Origin of the sequence: Gemmobacter sp. LW-1, from assembly GCF_001303875.1 — a bacterium.
Classification (GTDB): Bacteria; Pseudomonadota; Alphaproteobacteria; order Rhodobacterales; family Rhodobacteraceae; genus Gemmobacter; species Gemmobacter caeni.
On sequence record NZ_LJSC01000036.1, the window covers coordinates 68,202 to 85,697 of the forward strand.

The window sequence follows — 17,496 nt, forward strand, 5'->3', positions numbered from 1 at the left end:
GGATGCCCGACGCTGGATCACTCCACGATGGTCCAGTCGCCGTTCTTGATTTCCAGCATCTTGAACGCGGTCAGGTCGAGACCAAGGTGGTCTTCTGCCGTCATGTTCACGATACCGCCGGTGCCGACATAGCCGGTGGTGCCTTCGATGGCATCACGGATCGCGGCAGGCTCGGCCCCCGCCTTTTCCAGCGCGCCTTTCAGGATCATGAACGCGTCATAGGCGTGGCCGCCGAAGGTCGAAACCGGGGTGCCGGTCTTCTTCTCGAACCCGTCGCGATAGGCGGTCACGACCGCTTTCTGCGGATCGCTGTCGGGCAGGATGTCGGCCACCAGAAGTGCAGCGGCAGGCAGGCGCACGCCTTCAGCCGCTTCCACGCCCGCGAGGTCGATGAAGCCTTTCGAGGCCACACCATGCGACTGATACAGCGGCAGGCCGACGGCAAGCTGCTTGTAGTTGCGCGTCACGATGGACGGACCCTGACCGAAGCCGGGGTTCAGCACGGCCTGAATACCAGCGGTGTTCTTGATGTTGGTCAGTTGCGGCGTCATGTCGGCGTCTTTGGGATCGTAGGTTTCATCTGCCACGATCTCGATGCCGTAATCCCCCACCACGCCCTTGCACTGCGCCTGCATCGAGGCGCCGAAGCCGTCGGTGCCCGAGATCATGCCGATCTTGGTCACGCCGCGCTTCTGCATGTCCTCGAAGATCTTCTGGCAGGCCATGCGGTCAGTGTGCGGGGTCTTGAACACCCAGGCTTTCACCGGGTCAATGATGTCCACCGCACCTGCCAGCGAGATGAACGGGATTTCCGCATCTTCCGCCACCGGGATGATCGACATGGTGGTGCCGGTGGTGGTGCCGCCGATGATCGCGGCAACCTCATCATCTTCGACGAGGCGGGTGGCGAAGGTGCGCGCCTTGTTCGGGTCGCCGCCGTCGTCATACATCACGAGTTCCAGCATCTCGCCGTTGATGCCGCCTGCGGCATTCACTTCCTCGACGAGCATTTCCAGCGTCTTGGCCTCGGGATCGCCCAGGAAAGAGGCCGGGCCGGTGGCCGATAGCGTGGCACCGATCTTGATTTCGGCCTGCGCCGCCGGGGCAAGGCCCAGCGCCATCAGGGTGGCGATTGCGGTGGTGGTCAGTCTGTTCATGGGGTTCCTCCTCCCAAAGAAACGAGAAAACGGTCAGGTCGCCTGCCGCAGGGGGCGGCGCCACATCACGCGGGTGAAGCGGCTGGCGACAAAGGCGGTGTCGGTCAGGCTGGCATTGCCCGCCGGATTGCCGCCGGTGACATGGAAGTCACTGAAAGCGGCGGATTGATTGACGAAGATATTGCCGGTCAGGTTGATCGACAGATTCACCCCCGCGTCTGCGAAAGCCCGGATCGCACGGGCGATGCGCGGCTCATCGGTGTCGTAAAGCGCGGCGGTGATGGCACCCTTGCGGCGGGCGATCTCCGCCGCCGCCGTGATGCCCGCATCGGCATCCGCGACCGCGATCAGGAAGGCGACAGGGCCGAAGCATTCGCCGTCCTGCGGGCCGGGCTGGCCATCCTCGACCGCCAGCAGCAGGGGCGAGCGCAGGCGGCCTTCGCCCGCGCTGTCGCGCACCACCCTGCCCTGCCCGCGCAGACCTTCCAGCCGGGCGGCGGTGGCCGGATTGGCCAGCGCGCCGGAGACGCCCGCCGCGCGGGCCGGATCGGCCAGCAGATCGTCAATGGCCCCGGCCAACGCCGCCGCTACCGCGTCAAAGCTCTTATGCCCCTCGTCGGTGTCGATCCCACCTCTGGGAATATAGATGTTCTGCGGCGCCGTGCACATCTGCCCGGAATAAAGCGACAGCGAGAAGGCGAGGTTGGCGCACATGCCCGCGTAATCATCCGTCGCGGCGAGGGTGATGCTGTTCACCCCGGTTTCCTCGGTGAACAGTTGCGCCTGCCGGGCATTGTCGCGCAGCCAGCCGCCGAAAGTGGCCGACCCGGTATAGTCGATCAGCCGGATCGCCGGATCGCTGGCCAATGCTTTCGTGACCTCGGCCCCCGGTTCATCCACCGCAAGAAGCACGGCGTCAGCGGGCAGACCCGCCTCGGCCAGAACCTCGCGCGCTACGCGCACGGTCAGCGCCAGCGGCAGGATGGCGCCGGGATGCGGCTTCACGATCACCGGATTGCCGGTGGCGAGGCTGGCGAAGATGCCGGGATAGGAATTCCACGTCGGGAAGGTGTTGCAGCCGATGGTCAGCGCCAGCCCGCGCGGCACCAGCGTCCAGTGTTTCTCCAGCACCAAGGGCGCGGCCTTGCCCTGCGGTTTTTCCCAGATCGCATCACGGGCGAAGCGCGTCATCTCGGACCAGGCGACAGCGACCGCCTCCAGCCCGCGATCCTGCGCATGGGGGCCGCCCGCCTGAAACGCCATGGCGAAGGCCTGCCCGGTGGTGTGCATGGTGGCATTGCCCAGAAGAAAACTGATCCGATTCAGCCGGGTCAGGATTTCCAGACAGATCCCCACCCGCGCCTCCGGCCCCGCCTCGGCCAGCGCCGGGGCGGCCGCTTCAGCGGCGGCAATCAGGGCAGGCACGTCCGCCGCCGGATAGGTGATTCCCAAGGCGCCACCAAAGGGCGAAACCTCGGCCCCCGCCCGACGCGATTCGGGATGACCGGGCAGCGCGAAGGGCTGCCCCAGCAACGCAGCATAGGCGGCCTCGCCATCCGTTTTCGCAGTTTCCCCATAGATTTTACCGCTGGGCACCTCGGGGAACGGGGTCCAGAAGGCACGGCTCTGGACGGCCTTCACGGCATCGTCCAGCATCTCGCGGTGGCGATCGAACAGGGCGGTCATGGCATCCTCCTCCCAGGCTGCGCTTTATCATTGACCGGCCGGTCGGTTTATGCAACATGAATTTTCGAGGGCCCCATGATTTCGGGGCAAGGGAGAGAGCGATGACCCAATCCGATACCGTTCAGGCCACTCTGGCCGACGGCGTGCTGACGCTGACGCTGAACCGCCCCGACAAGCTGAACTCGTTCAACGAAGAGATGCACCTTGCGCTGCGCACGGGCTTCCAGCGGGCGCATGACGATGCGGAGGTGCGGGCCGTTCTGCTGACCGGCGCCGGGCGTGGCTTCTGCGCCGGGCAGGATCTGGGCAACCGCGACCCGCGCAAGGGCGGCCCTGCCCCCGATCTGGGCTATACGCTGGACACTTTCTACAACCCGAATCTGCGCCTGATCCGCAGCCTTGAAAAGCCGGTGATCTGCGCGGTGAACGGCGTCGCCGCCGGGGCTGGTGCCAATATCGCCTTTGCCTGCGACATCGTTCTGGCGGCAAAATCCGCGAAATTCATCCAGGCTTTCGCCAAGATCGGCCTTGTTCCCGATGCCGGCGGTACATGGAGCCTGACCCGCCTTCTGGGCGAGGCGCGCGCCAAGGCGCTGGCCCTGACAGCGGAACCGCTTATGGCCGAAAAGGCCGCCGACTGGGGCCTGATCTGGAAAGCGGTGGAGGACGCCGATCTGCTCGCCGAGGCGACTGCGCTGGCGCAATCGCTTGCCGCCGGGCCGACGCTGGGCCTTGGCATGACCAAGCGGCTGATACAGGCTGCGGGCAGCAACAGCCTTGACGAGCAACTGGACATGGAGCGCGATTGCCAGCAGATCGCGGGCCGCAGCGCCGATTATGCCGAGGGCGTGACCGCCTTCCTCGAAAAGCGCAAGCCGGAGTTCAGGGGGGAATGAAGGACATGGCCGAAATGACCGCGCAGGACATCGCGCGCGCCTGCGCCGATGCGATGTGGAACAATGACAGCACTTCGCAGCGGCTGGGGATGGAATTGGAACACATCGCCCCCGGCGAGGCGACCCTTGCGATGACCGTGACCGATGCCATGTCGAACGGCCACGGCAATTGCCACGGCGGCTTCATCTTCACGCTGGGCGACAGCGCCTTTGCCTTCGCCTGCAACAGCCACAATCAGGTGGTGGTTGGCCAGCACTGCTCGATCACCTATATCGCCCCCGCCCGCATCGGCGACCGCCTTGTCGCCACTGCGACCGAGCTGTCACGTCAGGGCCGGTCCGGCATCTACGACATCCGCATCACCAACCAGCACGGCCAGCCTATCGCGGAATTCCGCGGTCATTCGCGAGTCGTGAAGGGCAGCCATCTGCCGGTCGAAGCCTGACCGGACCCGCATTTCCAAGGGAGGACACCATGGAAGACCTGACGCCGCGCAAGCAGGATCTGGACCCGATCGAATACGCCTCGCGCGATGAAATCGAGGCGCTGCAATTCCACCGCATGAAGCGGTCGCTGAAACACGCCTATGAAAACTCGCCCTTCTACCGCAACCGCTTCATCGAGCACGACGTGCACCCCGAGGAGCTGAAGTCGCTGAAGGACCTGGCGAAGTTCCCGTTCACCACCAAGCAGGATCTGCGCGACACCTATCCCTTCGGCATGTTCGCCGTGCCACAGACGAAACTGGTGCGCATCCACGGCTCGTCCGGCACCACCGGCAAACCGACCGTGGTGGGCTATACCGCCGCCGATATCGACCATTGGGCGAACCTCATCGCGCGGTCCATCCGGGCTGCGGGCGGGCGTCCGGGCGACATCCTGCACAATGCCTATGGCTACGGTCTGTTCACCGGCGGTCTGGGCGCGCATTACGGCGCGGAACGGCTGGGCTGCACTGTGGTGCCGATCTCGGGCGGGATGACCGAACGGCAGGTCACGCTGATCAACGACTTCAAGCCGCGCATCATCATGGTGACGCCGAGCTACATGCTGTCGATCCTTGATGAGTTCCGCCGTCAGGGCCTCGACCCCCGCGAATCCTCGCTGAAAGTCGGCATCTTCGGGGCCGAACCCTGGACCAACGCCATGCGCGAGGAAATCGAACAGGCTTTCGACATGCACGCGGTCGACATCTACGGCCTGTCCGAGGTCATGGGGCCGGGCGTCGCGCAGGAATGCGTGGAAACCAAGGACGGGCTGCACATCTGGGAAGACCATTTCTACCCGGAAATCATCGACCCGGTGACGGGCGAGGTGCTGCCCGACGGCGAGATGGGCGAACTGGTATTCACCACGCTGACCAAGGAAGGTCTGCCGATGGTGCGTTACCGCACCCGCGACCTGACCCGCCTGCTGCCCGGCACTGCCCGTTCCATGCGCCGGATCGAAAAGATCACCGGCCGCAGCGACGACATGATCATCCTGCGCGGCGTCAACGTCTTCCCGACCCAGATCGAAGAGCAGATCCTGAAGTGCAAGGGCCTCGCCCCGCATTTCCAGATCGAACTGACCCGCTCGGGCCGGATGGACAACATGACCGTCCACGTTGAATGCACCCCCGACATGACAGCCGAGGACGCCCGCGCGAAGTCGGCCAAGGAACTGGCGCATCACATCAAGTCGGTCGTCGGCGTCTCGACCAAAATCGAAGTGCGTGACCCGAATGCGGTGGCCCGGTCGGAAGGCAAGGCCAAGCGCGTGATCGACAACCGCCCCAAGGAATGACGGTGAATTTCCGCGGCCGGGGTGACTCGGCCGCGACTTGCCGCTAAAGCAGAAACGGGGGCCCTGCCCCCTTTTTTCGGCCAGAATGGCAGGAAAGCGAGAATATGGCTCGGACCAGAGCGACAGATTTCGAAGAAAAGCAACGTGGCATTCTGGAAAATGCCGCCGCCGTCTTTGCCGAACAGGGGATGGAGAAAGCCTCCATGTCCCAGATCGCCGCGCATGCGCAGGTGTCTAAGGCGCTGCTGTATCATTACTACCCCAGCAAGGATGCGCTGATCTTCGCGATCATCATGACGCATCTGGAGGGGCTGGAGACCGCCACGGAAGAGGCCGACGACCCCACCCTGCCCCCGGCCGACCGCCTGCGGCAACTGGTGGGGGCCGTGCTGGAAAACTATCGCGGTGCCGACAATCAGCACAAGGTGCAGCTCAATGCCGCCGCCGCCCTGTCTGATGACCAGAAGGCCGAAATCACCGGCGTCGAGCGCCGCATCGTCAAACGCTTTTCCACCGTGCTGCGTCAGATCAACCCGGACCTCGACAGCAGTGACCGCCCGCTGCTGATGCCCGTTACCATGTCGCTGTTTGGCATGATGAACTGGGTCTACATGTGGTTCAAGGAAGGCGGCCGCATCAGCCGCGACGATTACGCCGACTTAGCGACGACACTGATCCTCGAAGGCATCAAGGCGGTGCGGTGAAGCACCGCCCTTCTGGGCATCACCTGGCAATCATGGGTTTTCAATTGCCCTTCCAAGATGCGTGTGGCAATTTCCGCGCGCATTACCTTGAAGGATTTCAACCCATGCGACGCATCCTCCGCGCCACCGCGACCCTGGCCGCGATCCTTCTCTCGGTCGGCCCTGCCGCCGCAGCCCCGTCGGGCGCTGAGATCTGCAAAAAGATGATCAGGGAGGGCCGCGCGAATGGCATGGATCAGCGCAAGTGCCTCTGTGCCCACCGCCTTGCCGAAGCGACACTTGACGACGACATCACAGCTTTGCTTTTCGACTCCTGGTACAGGGGCGTCAACAACATGTCGGCGATCGAGCGTCTGCCGAACCAGAGCCGCGTCAAGAAGCAGATCGCGACCATGGCTCTGACGCTTGAGACCAGATGCAAGTGATGCCACCCGCCTGCCGTCGGCGCCTGATCGTGACGGCACTCTCGCTTGCGGTACTGATCCCCTCCGGTGCGCTGGCAGAGGCTTCGGGCGCGTCCCTTACTCCGCTCTCGATATTCCGCGAATGTGATGCCTGTCCCGAAATGATCGTCATGCCGCCCGGCAACTTTATAATGGGGGCGATCCCGGGAGAATCCCGCAACCCGTTCTATTACGACAAAGCGAAAGACCAGTTCGGGCGCAGGAAACCGGGCGAGGTGAACATCCTGCCCGCCGAACATCCGCGCCACCGGGTCGAGATGGATGTTCCCTTCGCCATGGCGCGGAACGAAACCACCCATGCCGAGTGGATGGAATGTGTCGACGATGGCGGATGCAGCCGTGTTCCTGATCATCGGGTCGTCACGATCAACGGCTATATCCGCCTCGGGCCGCGGCATCCCGTCATCAATATCTCGTGGCAAGATGCGCAGACCTATGTGGACTGGCTGAACCGGAAGGTCGGACAGACGGTCTACCGGCTGCCGACCGAGGCGGAATGGGAATATGCTGCACGGGCGGGCACCGAGACACCCTTCGCACAGGGCGATGCGCTGACATCGGATCAGGCGAATTTCTCGCGGCTAGGAACCGAGAACATCCTTGGCCACCCGATGCCCGAGCTGCGCGATCCGAACGGCCCCGTCACCGTCGATGAACTGGACGCGGCAAACCGCTGGGGGCTGCGGCATATGTCCGGGAACGTCTTTGAATACACCTTGTCCTGCTGGACGCCGGAACATCTGGGCCTGTCCAGCGACAGCGCCTATCTGGCGCAGGCACGCGCAACCACCACCTGCCGCCGCGTGGAAAAAGGGGGCTCCTATCAGACTTCAATGGACAGCCTGCGCCCGGCACACCGCCGCTTTGGTTCTGAAGATTTCACCTTGCCGTCTTACGGATTTCGCGTCGTCCGGGAATTGCGGTCCGAAGCGCGGTAGCAACGCCATTGCTGCTCAGGGCTGATCGCTCCGCGCCTTGGGCGAAAGCAACACCCCTCACCCTCGCCACATGTCGAGTCACGCACATCGCTTCCATCCGCGACACAGGCTGAAAGCAAGAGGGGCGCAGCCAATAGCGAGGCATGGCAGCGCGACATCGCTATCTCACATTTTGGCCGGGCCAGTTGGCCGAGCCACCGTCCGCACGAACAGCGTGCGCCTCAGGCGGCGGATCGCCCTACCTCTCGAACCCCGCGCGGGCGAGCTCCAGCGGATCATATTCCGGTGCGGTGGTGCGGCGGCGGTCGGGTTCCGCTTCGGTCAGCGCCACTGCAGGGCGGAGCTTGTCGCGGGCCTCCAACGCGAGGCGCTGATAGACGCCGGTGCCCTGCCGCTTCCAGGCGATTTCTTCGGGGCTGAGTTCCCGTACCACCTTGGCCGGCGAGCCGACAGCAAGGCTGTTGGGCGGGATCTGTGCGCCCGCCTTCACGAAGGCCATGGCGGCGATGATGGTGTTTTCGCCCACCACCGCCTCATCCATCACCACGGCATTCATGCCCACCATGGCGTTCCTGCCGATCTGGCAGCCATGCAGCACCGCGCCATGGCCGATATGGCCGCTTTCTTCGACCACAACATCCTTGCCGGGGAAGGAATGCACCACGCAGGTTTCCTGCACGTTGCATCCACGCTCCAGCACGATGCGGCCGAAATCGCCGCGCAGCACGGCGCCAGGGCCGACGTAGACCGCCGGGCCGATGATCACATCGCCGATGACCACCGCCTCGGGATGGACAAAGGCCATGGGGTCGATCACCGGCACGACGCCGTCATAGGCGTAGACGCGGCTCATGCGGCGGGCCAGTGCTTCGCGACCATGGTCAGCACGTCATATTGCGCCACCACCGCGCCGTTCTGGTTGGTCACCTGGCAATCCCAGCGCACCTCGCCATGTTCGGCATTGGCACGCGGGTTGATCTCCTTGCAGGTCAGCCGCACTTGCAGCGTGTCGCCGAAATAGACCGGGGTCAGGAAACGCAGGTTATCGACGCCGTAATTGGCCAGAACCGGGCCGGGGTTCGGTTCCACGAACAGCCCCGCCGCGAAACTCGCGATCAGATAGCCATGCGCCACGCGATCGTCAAAGAACGGGTTTGCCTTGGCGGCGGCCTCGTCCATATGGGCATAGAAGGTATCGCCGGTGAAATGGGCGAAATGCTCCACATCCTCCAGTGTCACCTCGCGTTTCTCGGTAACGAGCTGGTCGCCGATTTTCAACTCAGCCAGCGATTTGCGGAAAGGATGGATGTCATGGGTGACCGGCGCGCCTTCGATCCAGCGGCCCGTCACCGCCGACAGAAGGCGCGGACTGCCCTGCACGGCGGTGCGCTGCATGTAATGCTTGACGCCGCGAATGCCGCCCATCTCCTCGCCACCGCCAGCGCGACCGGGGCCGCCATGGACCAGCGGCGCCAGCGGCGAGCCATGCCCGGTGGAGGTTTTCGCCGAAGCGCGGTTGCCGATCAGCACGCGGCCATGGAACGGGGCAAGGCCCAGCACCACCTCCTCGGCCACTTTCGGATCATCGGTAAAGACCGAGGAGACCAGCGAGCCCTTGCCCATCGCGGCCAGCTCCGCCGCCTCGGCCGGGTCGTCATAGGGCATGACGGTGGAAACGGGCCCGAAGGCCTCCACATCATGCACCGCCGTGGCAGTGAAGGGGCGGTCGCAATACATCAGAACCGGGTTCAGGAAGGCGCCCTGCGTCGCATCGCCCGAGGCGACGCGCACATCGTCGGGGTTTCCAGCCACGATCTCGGCATCGGCTTGCAGGTCGCGGATGCGGGCGCGGACCTCGTCGCGCTGGTCGAGGCTCGCCAGTGCGCCCATGCGGGTGGCCTCATCCCCCGGCAGACCCGGCAGGGTCTTGCCCAGCCGGTCCCGCAGCGCCTCCACCAAGGCCTGAACATGGGCGCGGGGGGCGATGACGCGGCGGATGGCGGTGCATTTCTGCCCGGCCTTCGCCGTCATCTCGCGCGCAACTTCCTTGACGAACAGGTCAAATTCCGGCGTGCCCGGCCCGGCATCGGGACCAAGAATCGAGGCGTTCAGGCTGTCGGCCTCCATAGTGAAGCGGACCGAGTTTTCGACAATCGCCTTGTGCGATTTCAACTTGCGCCCGGTCCAGGCCGAGCCGGTGAAGGTGACGGCGTCCTGCCCCGTCACATGATCCAGGAGATCGCCGACCGAGCCGCAGACGAGTTGCAGCGCGCCGTCGGGCAGGATGCCGGTTTCGACGATGCGGCGCACCATCAACTCGGTCAGATAGGCGGTCTGGCTGGCGGGTTTCACGATGCAGGGCACACCGGCCAGCAGCGTGGGCGCGATCTTTTCCAGCATCCCCCAGATGGGGAAGTTGAAGGCGTTGATATGCACCGCAACGCCGGTCAGCGGCGTCAGGATGTGTTGCGCGACAAAGCTGCCATCCTTCGACAGCACCTCCACCTCACCATCGGTCAGCACGCGGGTGTTCGGCAATTCGCGGCGGCCTTTCGACGCGAAGGTCAGCATCGTGCCGATACCACCTTCGATGTCGATCCAGCCATCAGCGCGGGTGGCGCCGGTGCGGAAGCTCTCGGTATAGAACTCCTCCTTCCATTCCATCAGCTTCAGGCCCAGCGCCTTGAGCATCCCGGCGCGGTCGTGGAAGGACATGGCCCGCAGGCGCGGGCCGGCCACGCGGCGGCCGTAATCCAGCGCGCCGGCGAAATCGAGCCCGGTGGAATCGATCATCGCCACCGGCGCCCCGGTGGCGGCATCGAGCAGCGTCTGCCCCTCGGCCTGCCCGGCCATCCAGTGGCCACAGAGATAGCTTTCAAGACGGCGCGGCGCGGCGGTCATGGCGTTTCCTTCAGATTTGTCGTTCATCAACGGGCGCGGCCCTGTTCCACCGCGCCCGCAGGTAGCGTGTCAGAGGCCCAGCGGGGCCAGCTTCTCGGCCACCAGCGCCTCCCAGCGGGACAGCAGGGCCTCGTTCGGGCTATGGCGCAGGCCGAATTTGCGCAGCGTATCATAGCGGCCGGAACCTGCGACGCCGAAGGTTGCGGCGACACGCGGGCGCCAATAGGCGATGGCGGCCTTGGCGTCAGAACGGCCCGCATCCGCTGCGGCGATACGCTCCAGCCCCTCCAGCCCCAGCTCAGTGTGACGCGCCTCGCGCGGGGCGATCTCGCGGAAGACCTCGGCCAGCGGCGCGTAAGAGACGCGGGTCAGTTCGGTCATCTGCACACCGGTAGCAAGGCCCATCAGCACGTTCATCGCCACCGCATCCGCCCAGCCGGTGATCGGGTAATGGAACACCGACAGGCGCATGTCGCCCGCCTGCCGCGCCGCGCCCAGATCGGCGTCGCGACCCACACGGGCGGCCCAGTCATGCTGGCCCTGATAGCGTTTGGTATCGGTGCCGAAGCTGCCCATCACGTCCAGCACGCGCTCCGCATGATCGGCCTTTTCCAGCGTGATCCGGCTGGCACTGATGCGTTCCTTGATGCCGGGCGCAAAGTTGATCGAGGCGGCAAAGCCCGCCGACCCGGCCAGTTCGCTGTCGACGAACGACCCCATCAGCCGCATCAGCTCGCCCCGATAGCGGGCGGGCACGTTGCCGGGCGCGGTCAGAACACCGCCCTGCGCCAGATAGTCTTCGATATTCATCGTGTCGGACATTTCAGACCTCATTCGTCATAGGTCACGACCACACGGTCGCTGAGCGGGATCGCCTGGCAGGACAGCACATAGCCCGCGCGGACCTCGTAATCTTCAAGCGCGTGGTTCACGGCCATTTCCACCTCGCCCTCCAGCACCTTGCAGCGGCAGGTCGAACAGACGCCCGCCTTGCACGAATAGGGCGCGTCCATCTGCGCGGCGATAGCGGCATCCAGTATCGACTGCCCCCCGCGCGGCATCTCGAAGCTACGGGTCGCGCCGTCGAGCGTGACGGTGGCCTGCGTGCCGCTGCCCGGCGTCACCGCGACCTTGGAAACGGCCTTGGCACGCGCCCGGCCCGGCTGGCCGCTGGCGAACAGTTCAAACTTGATCTGGCTGTCGCTCAGCCCATGGTCGCGCAAGCTGGCGGCGATAGCCAGCATCATCGGCTCAGGGCCGCAGATAAAGGCGGTATCCACCGATTTCGCGTCGATCCAGTGCTCGAACAGCGCTTTCATCTTCTCGCCATCCACCCGGCCGGTGAACAGGTCGATGTCCTGCGCCTCGGCTTCCAACACATGCAGAACCGAGAGGCGGCCAAGATAGAGGTTCTTCAGATCCTCAAGCTCTTCGCGGAACATGATCGTGCTGATCTGGCGGTTGGCATAGACCAGCGTGAACCGGCTGGCAGGTTCGCGCGCCAGTACGGTCTTGATGATCGACAGAAGCGGCGTGATGCCCGAACCACCTGCAAAGCCAAGGTAGTGTTTCGCCGCCTCGGGTTCGAGCGCAGTAAAGAACTTGCCCATCGGCGGCATGGCCTCAAGCTCGTCGCCAGGGGCGAGGTTCTCGTTCGCCCATGTGCTGAAGGCGCCGCCATCGACGCGCTTGATGCCGACGCGCAGCACGCCCTCATCCTTGCCGGCGCAGATGGAATAGCTGCGGCGCAGTTCCTCGCCGTCGAAATCGCGGCGGAAGGTCAGATACTGGCCTTGGGTAAAGTCGAACAGCGCGCGGTCCTCGTCGCGCGGGGCGAGGGTCACCACCACGGCGTCGCGCGTCTCGCGGCGGACCTCGGTGACCTTCAGGGAGTGGAAGCGTGCCATGATGGGCTCCTGCCTATTGGGTCGGGCGCATCGTCAGATGCATTTGAAATAGTCGAAGGGTTCCAGACAGTCGTTGCAGACATAGCTGGCCTTGCAGGGGGTCGAGCCGAACTGGCTGACCTTGCGGGTCTGGGTAGAGCCGCAGCGCGGGCAGGCGATGGTCAGGTTCGACGTGCCCGAAAGCCGCGCGATCCGCCCCGCCAGCCGCCCATCGGCGGCGGTGCCGTCGATCGGGGGGGCGATGCCATAGGCGCGCAGCTTCTCGCGCCCCTCGGCTGTGATCCAGTCGGTCGTCCAGGGCGGCGACAACTGCCGCTCCAGCCGCAGATCGGTGATGCCCCGGTCGCGCAGCGCCTTTTCGATGTCGAGGTTGATGACCCCGGTCGCCGGGCAGCCCGAATAGGTGGGCGTCACGGTGACAACCAGCGTCTCGCCCTGCCAGGCCACATCGCGGATGATGCCCAGATCGGTCAGGCTGATCACCGGGATTTCCGGGTCCGGCACTTCCGACAGCCAGCCTCGGATTTCCGCGACACTCGGGCGTTCCTCCCCCCCCCGCATCGCGCTTACCAGGTCGCGCCGGGATAGGCGCGTTGCAGGAACTGCATTTCGGCCAGGATATAGCCAAGGTGTTCGGAATGAACGCCTTTGCGGCCGCCCTTATGCTGATAGGTCTCGCCCGGATGGGTCAGCGTGGATTCAGCCAGCACTTGCGAAACCGTCGCATCCCATGCCGCCTTCAGGCTGGCCGGTGCCGGGGCGATCCCGGCGGCGACCACGGCCTCATCCGAGGCATCGGCCATGAACAGCTCCCCCGTATAGGGGTAAAGCGTATCCAGCGCCTTCTGCATCCGCGCGCGGCTTTCCTCGGTGCCGTCCCCCAGACGGATCACCAGATCGGCAGAGCGTTCCAGATGATAGGCCACTTCCTTCACCGCCTTGGCGGCGATCTCCGCCACGCGGGCGTCGGAGGATTTCTCCAAGGCGCGCAGCAATTCGATATGCCAGGCGTCGAACAGGAACTGCCGCATCAGCGTATTGCCGAAATCGCCGTTCGGACGTTCGACCAGCAGCACGTTGCGGAAGGCCGCCGCGTCACGCAGATAGGCAAGCTGATCGGCAGTGCGGCCCTTGCCCTCCACCTCGGCCGCGAGGCCAAGCCAGAACTGCGTCTGCCCGATCAGGTCAAGCGCCTGATTGGCCAGCGCGATGTCTTCCTCCAGAACCGGCGAATGCCCGCACCATTCCGAAACCCGGTGGCCAAGGATCAGGCAATTGTCGCCGATCCGGCAAAGCCATTCGAAGAAGGCGGCCTGATTGACTGCGCTGCCCATCACATATGCCCCACTTCCGGCGGAATGTCGAAGAAGGTCGGATGACGATAGACCTTGGAATTCGACGGCTCGAACAGCGGCCCCTTGTCCGAGGGGCTGGAGGCGGTGATGTCATTCGACTTCACCACCCAGATCGAGACGCCCTCGTTGCGGCGGGTATAGACGTCGCGCGCATTGCGGATCGCCATTTCGGCATCCGGCGCATGCAGGCTGCCGACGTGACGATGGTTGAGACCGTGCTGGCCACGGATGAAAACTTCCCAAAGGGGCCATTCGCTGGACATGGGTTCCTCCCGGTGATGGGTGTCTGGCTTGGGGGGCAGGCGCCCCCCTGTTCGATGATTATTCGGCGGCCATGCGCGCGGCGGCGCGGCGGGCATCGGCCTTCTTCGCATGCGCCATCAGCCCGTCACGGAACCAGGCGCCGTCCTCCCAGGCGGTCACGCGGGCCTCCAGGCGTTCGGTATTGCACGGGCCGTTGCCGGCGATGACCGCGAAGAACTCGCTCCAGTCCGGTTCGCTGAAATCCCAACCGCCCTTTTCCTCGTTCCATTTCAGCCCCTCGTCGGGGACAGTCAGGCCAAGGTAATGCGCCTGCGGCACGGTCTGATCAACGAACTTCTGGCGCAGTTCATCGTTGGTGTTGATCTTGATCTTCCACGCCATCGACTGCGCAGAATGAACCGAGTCCTTGTCGGACGGGCCAAACATCATCAGCGCCGGATACCAGAAGCGGTTGAGCGCATCCTGCGCCATTTCCTTCTGTTCCGGGGTGCCCGCCGCCATCTTCATCATGATGTCGTAGCCCTGCCGTTGGTGGAAGCTTTCCTCCTTGCAGATGCGGATCATCGCACGGCTGTAGGGGCCGTAAGAGGTACGTTGCAGCGGCACCTGGTTCATGATCGCCGCGCCATCGACCAGCCAGCCCACCGCGCCGATGTCAGCCCAGTTCAGCGTCGGATAGTTGAAGATCGAGGAATATTTCATCTTCCCGGCATGCAGCGCGTCCAGCAGCTCGTCGCGGCTGACGCCCAGCGTTTCAGCGGCGCTGTAGAGGTAAAGGCCGTGCCCCGCCTCGTCCTGCACCTTGGCCAGCAGGATCGCCTTGCGTTCCAGCGTGGGCGCGCGGGTGATCCAGTTGCCCTCCGGCAACTGGCCGACGATCTCGGAATGCGCGTGCTGGCCGATCTGGCGGATCAGCGTCTTGCGATAGCCTTCCGGCATCCATTCCTTCGGCTCGATCTTCTCGCCCCGGTCAATGCGTTCCTGAAACGCGATTTCCTCGGGCGTCATGTCCTCGCGGGATTTCATCCCCTCGGATTTCACCATCTGTGCATACATGGGCCGGTCCCTCCCTGTTCAGACGCGTTCGATAATGATGGCGATGCCCTGCCCCACCCCGATGCACATGGTGCAAAGCGCATAGCGCCCGCCGGTGCGGTGAAGCTGATACATCGCGGTCGTCACCAGCCGCGCCCCTGACATGCCCAGCGGATGCCCCAGCGCGATGGCCCCGCCATTGGGGTTCACATGCGCCGCATCATCCGGCAGGCCAAGGTCACGCAGCGTCGCCAGTGCCTGACTGGCGAAAGCCTCGTTCAATTCTATCACATCCATCTGGTCGATGGTCAGCCCCGCGCGGGCCAGCACCTTTTTCGCTGCGGGCGCCGGGCCGATGCCCATAATGCGCGGCTCAACCCCCGCCGCCGCCATGGCGACGATGCGGGCCCTGGGCGTCAGGCCCTGCGCGCGCGCCGCCTGTTCCGACAGGATCGCCAGCGCCGCCGCGCCGTCATTCACGCCCGAGGCATTGCCAGCGGTGACGCTGAGATCCGGGCCGTTCACGCCCTTCAGCTTCGCCAGCGCCTCGGCGGTGGTGCCGGGGCGCGGGTGTTCATCGGTGGCAACGATGATCGCGTCACCCTTGCGCTGCGGAATGGTGACCGGCACGATTTCATCAGCGAAGATCCCGGCCTCTTGCGCGGCGGCCCAACGGGCCTGCGACCGGGCGGCGAAGGCATCCTGATCGGCGCGGCTGACAGCGAAATCGGCGGCCACGTTATCGGCGGTCTGCGGCATGCTGTCCACACCGAACAGCTTTTTCATCAAGGGGTTGACGAAGCGCCAGCCGATCGTCGTGTCATAGACCGCATTCGAGCGCGAAAAGGCGCTTTCGGCCTTGGGCATCACGAAGGGCGCGCGGCTCATGCTTTCGACGCCGCCGGCCAGCACGAAATCGCAATCGCCCGCCTTGATGGCGCGGGCGGCCATGCCGACCGCATCCATGCCAGAACCGCAAAGCCGGTTGACCGTGGTGCCCGGCACGCCGATGGGCATACCCGCGAGCAACACCGCCATGCGGCCCACATTGCGATTGTCCTCGCCCGCCTGATTGGCGCAGCCATAGATCAGGTCATCGACCGCCGACCAATCCACACCGGGGTTCCGCTCCATCAACGCTTTCAGGGGCAGCGCGGCAAGGTCATCGGCCCGCACCGAGGCCAGCGCCCCGCCATATCGCCCGATGGGCGTGCGTACCGCGTCGCAGATGAAGGCTTCCGTCATGGGCCTGTTCCCCCTCGCATGTATCGGATGAAGCTGGTGCGTCTCCCAATTCACCAACCGCTCGGTCAACGTATAGCGCGAAAGCATCACACTGTTAAGCGATTTATTGGATTCATCGTGATGTTTTGATTGACAGCCTGCCGTCGGCCGGGAAACGGCGCTTTGACAAGGGTTTGGCGGGATCAGTCCTCGGACAATGCCAGCAGGCGCGCCTGCGTTTCGGCGGTTCGGGCAGGCAAAAGGCCTGCGCCGCCCTCGAACCGGGTGCCGATATACGAATCGGCGGCGGGCGACAGCGTGCGATAAAGCTGTGCAAACAGGGTCCGCGCCGCCTCGCCGGGCCAGTCGTCAGGCAAAGCGGCCTCGGGCAGACGCGGATCGCGCAGCAAAGCGCCTCGATAGGCATGAACCAACAGCAGCCGCGCCACCAGCGCCGTCTCTGCTGAAACCGGCAGGCCGGAGGCAAGCCGGTCCCCCAGCGGCGAGAATTGCGCGATCATGGCGCGATAGGCGGTCGCATGACGGTCCAGCGGCCACAGTCCGGCGACATATTCGGGCAAAAGCGCGATCCCCGTCAGAGGCTCGCTGCGAAAGCACAATCCCGGCGCGGCAAAACCCGGATGATCGGGTCGCAACCACAGATCCCCCGCCATGCGTGCCAGCGCGCCGCGCCGCGCCGCCTCCTCCGTCAGACCCGGCGCATGATGAATCTGCCAGCCGGTCGCGCGGGCGGGCTTGCCATAAAGCAGACGCGCCGCCGCCGAAAATTCCTGTCGGGCATTCTCGGCCAGCCGGTAGAAACTGCGCCGCCCTTCCCGCTCGCCTGCCAGTTGCCCGGCGGCCACCAGCCGCGACACCGCCGTGCGCACCAGCGTTTCACTGAAGCCCAGCGCGGCGCCGATCTCGATGAGGGTGCCCATCCACAGCACCCCCCCGCGCGGCACCACCACATCACCATAGATCGTGACGATCATTGCGGGCGCCCGGAGCGCCAGCCCGTCCCGCAGGGTCGTGATGAGTGTTTCGGCCATAGCCTGCCCGCCTGAAATGGCCTGAGAAACTGGCGATCCCGGTAGGACTCGAACCCACAACCTAGCGCTTAGAAGGCGCTTGCTCTATCCGGTTGAGCTACGGGACCGGAGAATGCGGGACGAGCCC

18 protein-coding genes and 1 tRNA gene are annotated in these 17,496 nt (G+C 64.8%); 6 read left to right on the forward strand and 13 right to left on the reverse strand.

Annotation, left to right across the window (positions count from 1 at the left end; all coding sequences use genetic code 11):
- Window positions 1-17 precede the first annotated feature (17 nt).
- Together AO684_RS08630 and paaN are read right to left on the reverse strand one after the other, a co-directional pair.
- Window positions 18-1,157 (reverse strand): ABC transporter substrate-binding protein, encoded by a 1,140-nt coding sequence (locus AO684_RS08630; RefSeq protein ID WP_054302349.1) that lies wholly within the window; start codon window positions 1,155-1,157, stop codon window positions 18-20.
- Window positions 1,158-1,190: 33 nt separating this feature from the next.
- Window positions 1,191-2,843, reverse strand: a complete 1,653-nt coding sequence (paaN, locus tag AO684_RS08635; RefSeq protein WP_054302350.1) for a phenylacetic acid degradation protein PaaN — start codon at window positions 2,841-2,843, stop codon at window positions 1,191-1,193.
- Window positions 2,844-2,944: 101 nt separating this feature from the next.
- On the opposite strand from paaN, the gene paaG reads away from it, so the two are divergent.
- The 6 genes from paaG to AO684_RS08665 all read left to right on the forward strand — a co-directional run bounded on the left by paaG (window position 2,945) and on the right by AO684_RS08665 (window position 7,631).
- The gene (paaG, locus tag AO684_RS08640; RefSeq protein WP_054302351.1) at window positions 2,945-3,739 is read left to right on the forward strand and encodes a 2-(1,2-epoxy-1,2-dihydrophenyl)acetyl-CoA isomerase PaaG; all 795 of its coding nucleotides are present in this window, start codon (window positions 2,945-2,947) and stop codon (window positions 3,737-3,739) included.
- 14 nt (window positions 3,740-3,753) lie between these two features.
- The gene (gene paaI / locus AO684_RS08645; protein ID WP_200907799.1) at window positions 3,754-4,185 is read left to right on the forward strand and encodes a hydroxyphenylacetyl-CoA thioesterase PaaI; all 432 of its coding nucleotides are present in this window, start codon (window positions 3,754-3,756) and stop codon (window positions 4,183-4,185) included.
- A gap of 29 nt (window positions 4,186-4,214) precedes the next feature.
- Window positions 4,215-5,525, forward strand: a complete 1,311-nt coding sequence (gene paaK, locus AO684_RS08650; protein ID WP_054302353.1) for a phenylacetate--CoA ligase PaaK — start codon at window positions 4,215-4,217, stop codon at window positions 5,523-5,525.
- 104 nt (window positions 5,526-5,629) lie between these two features.
- Complete coding sequence (locus tag AO684_RS08655; protein WP_054302354.1) at window positions 5,630-6,229, forward strand: TetR/AcrR family transcriptional regulator; 600 nt, start codon at window positions 5,630-5,632, stop codon at window positions 6,227-6,229.
- 104 nt (window positions 6,230-6,333) lie between these two features.
- A complete protein-coding gene (locus AO684_RS08660; protein WP_054302355.1) occupies window positions 6,334-6,654 on the forward strand; it encodes a hypothetical protein in 321 nt (106 codons plus the stop codon).
- Window positions 6,654-7,631, forward strand: a complete 978-nt coding sequence (locus AO684_RS08665; protein ID WP_054302356.1) for a formylglycine-generating enzyme family protein — start codon at window positions 6,654-6,656, stop codon at window positions 7,629-7,631. The genes AO684_RS08660 and AO684_RS08665 overlap by 1 nt, the downstream gene beginning before the upstream one ends.
- 238 nt (window positions 7,632-7,869) lie before the next feature.
- Here AO684_RS08665 and AO684_RS08670 read toward each other — a convergent pair whose 3' ends face one another.
- The 11 genes from AO684_RS08670 to AO684_RS08720 all read right to left on the reverse strand — a co-directional run bounded on the left by AO684_RS08670 (window position 7,870) and on the right by AO684_RS08720 (window position 17,476).
- Window positions 7,870-8,484 (reverse strand): transferase hexapeptide repeat family protein, encoded by a 615-nt coding sequence (locus tag AO684_RS08670; protein WP_054302357.1) that lies wholly within the window; start codon window positions 8,482-8,484, stop codon window positions 7,870-7,872.
- Window positions 8,481-10,532 carry a phenylacetic acid degradation bifunctional protein PaaZ gene (gene paaZ / locus AO684_RS08675; protein ID WP_054302358.1) on the reverse strand — a complete coding sequence of 684 codons (2,052 nt, stop codon included), beginning with the start codon at window positions 10,530-10,532 and terminating at the stop codon, window positions 8,481-8,483. Before paaZ ends, AO684_RS08670 begins: the two co-directional genes overlap by 4 nt.
- A 69-nt stretch (window positions 10,533-10,601) precedes the next feature.
- Window positions 10,602-11,354, reverse strand: coding sequence for a Phenylacetic acid catabolic protein (locus AO684_RS08680; protein WP_054302359.1), 753 nt, complete (start codon window positions 11,352-11,354; stop codon window positions 10,602-10,604).
- 8 nt (window positions 11,355-11,362) lie between these two features.
- Window positions 11,363-12,439 carry a 1,2-phenylacetyl-CoA epoxidase subunit PaaE gene (gene paaE, locus AO684_RS08685; protein ID WP_054302360.1) on the reverse strand — a complete coding sequence of 359 codons (1,077 nt, stop codon included), beginning with the start codon at window positions 12,437-12,439 and terminating at the stop codon, window positions 11,363-11,365.
- Window positions 12,440-12,472: 33 nt separating this feature from the next.
- Window positions 12,473-13,000 carry a 1,2-phenylacetyl-CoA epoxidase subunit PaaD gene (gene paaD / locus AO684_RS08690; RefSeq protein WP_054302361.1) on the reverse strand — a complete coding sequence of 176 codons (528 nt, stop codon included), beginning with the start codon at window positions 12,998-13,000 and terminating at the stop codon, window positions 12,473-12,475.
- 5 nt (window positions 13,001-13,005) lie between these two features.
- Window positions 13,006-13,773, reverse strand: coding sequence for a 1,2-phenylacetyl-CoA epoxidase subunit PaaC (gene paaC / locus AO684_RS08695; protein WP_054302362.1), 768 nt, complete (start codon window positions 13,771-13,773; stop codon window positions 13,006-13,008).
- Complete coding sequence (gene paaB / locus AO684_RS08700) at window positions 13,773-14,057, reverse strand: 1,2-phenylacetyl-CoA epoxidase subunit PaaB (RefSeq protein ID WP_054302363.1); 285 nt, start codon at window positions 14,055-14,057, stop codon at window positions 13,773-13,775. The genes paaC and paaB overlap by 1 nt, the downstream gene beginning before the upstream one ends.
- Window positions 14,058-14,115: 58 nt before the next feature.
- Window positions 14,116-15,114 carry a 1,2-phenylacetyl-CoA epoxidase subunit PaaA gene (gene paaA / locus AO684_RS08705; RefSeq protein ID WP_054302364.1) on the reverse strand — a complete coding sequence of 333 codons (999 nt, stop codon included), beginning with the start codon at window positions 15,112-15,114 and terminating at the stop codon, window positions 14,116-14,118.
- Window positions 15,115-15,132: 18 nt separating this feature from the next.
- Window positions 15,133-16,338 carry a 3-oxoadipyl-CoA thiolase gene (pcaF, locus tag AO684_RS08710; RefSeq protein ID WP_054302365.1) on the reverse strand — a complete coding sequence of 402 codons (1,206 nt, stop codon included), beginning with the start codon at window positions 16,336-16,338 and terminating at the stop codon, window positions 15,133-15,135.
- 182 nt (window positions 16,339-16,520) lie between these two features.
- Window positions 16,521-17,369, reverse strand: a complete 849-nt coding sequence (locus AO684_RS08715; protein WP_054302366.1) for a PaaX family transcriptional regulator C-terminal domain-containing protein — start codon at window positions 17,367-17,369, stop codon at window positions 16,521-16,523.
- Window positions 17,370-17,399: 30 nt separating this feature from the next.
- Window positions 17,400-17,476, reverse strand: a tRNA-Arg gene (locus AO684_RS08720).
- Window positions 17,477-17,496 lie beyond the last annotated feature (20 nt).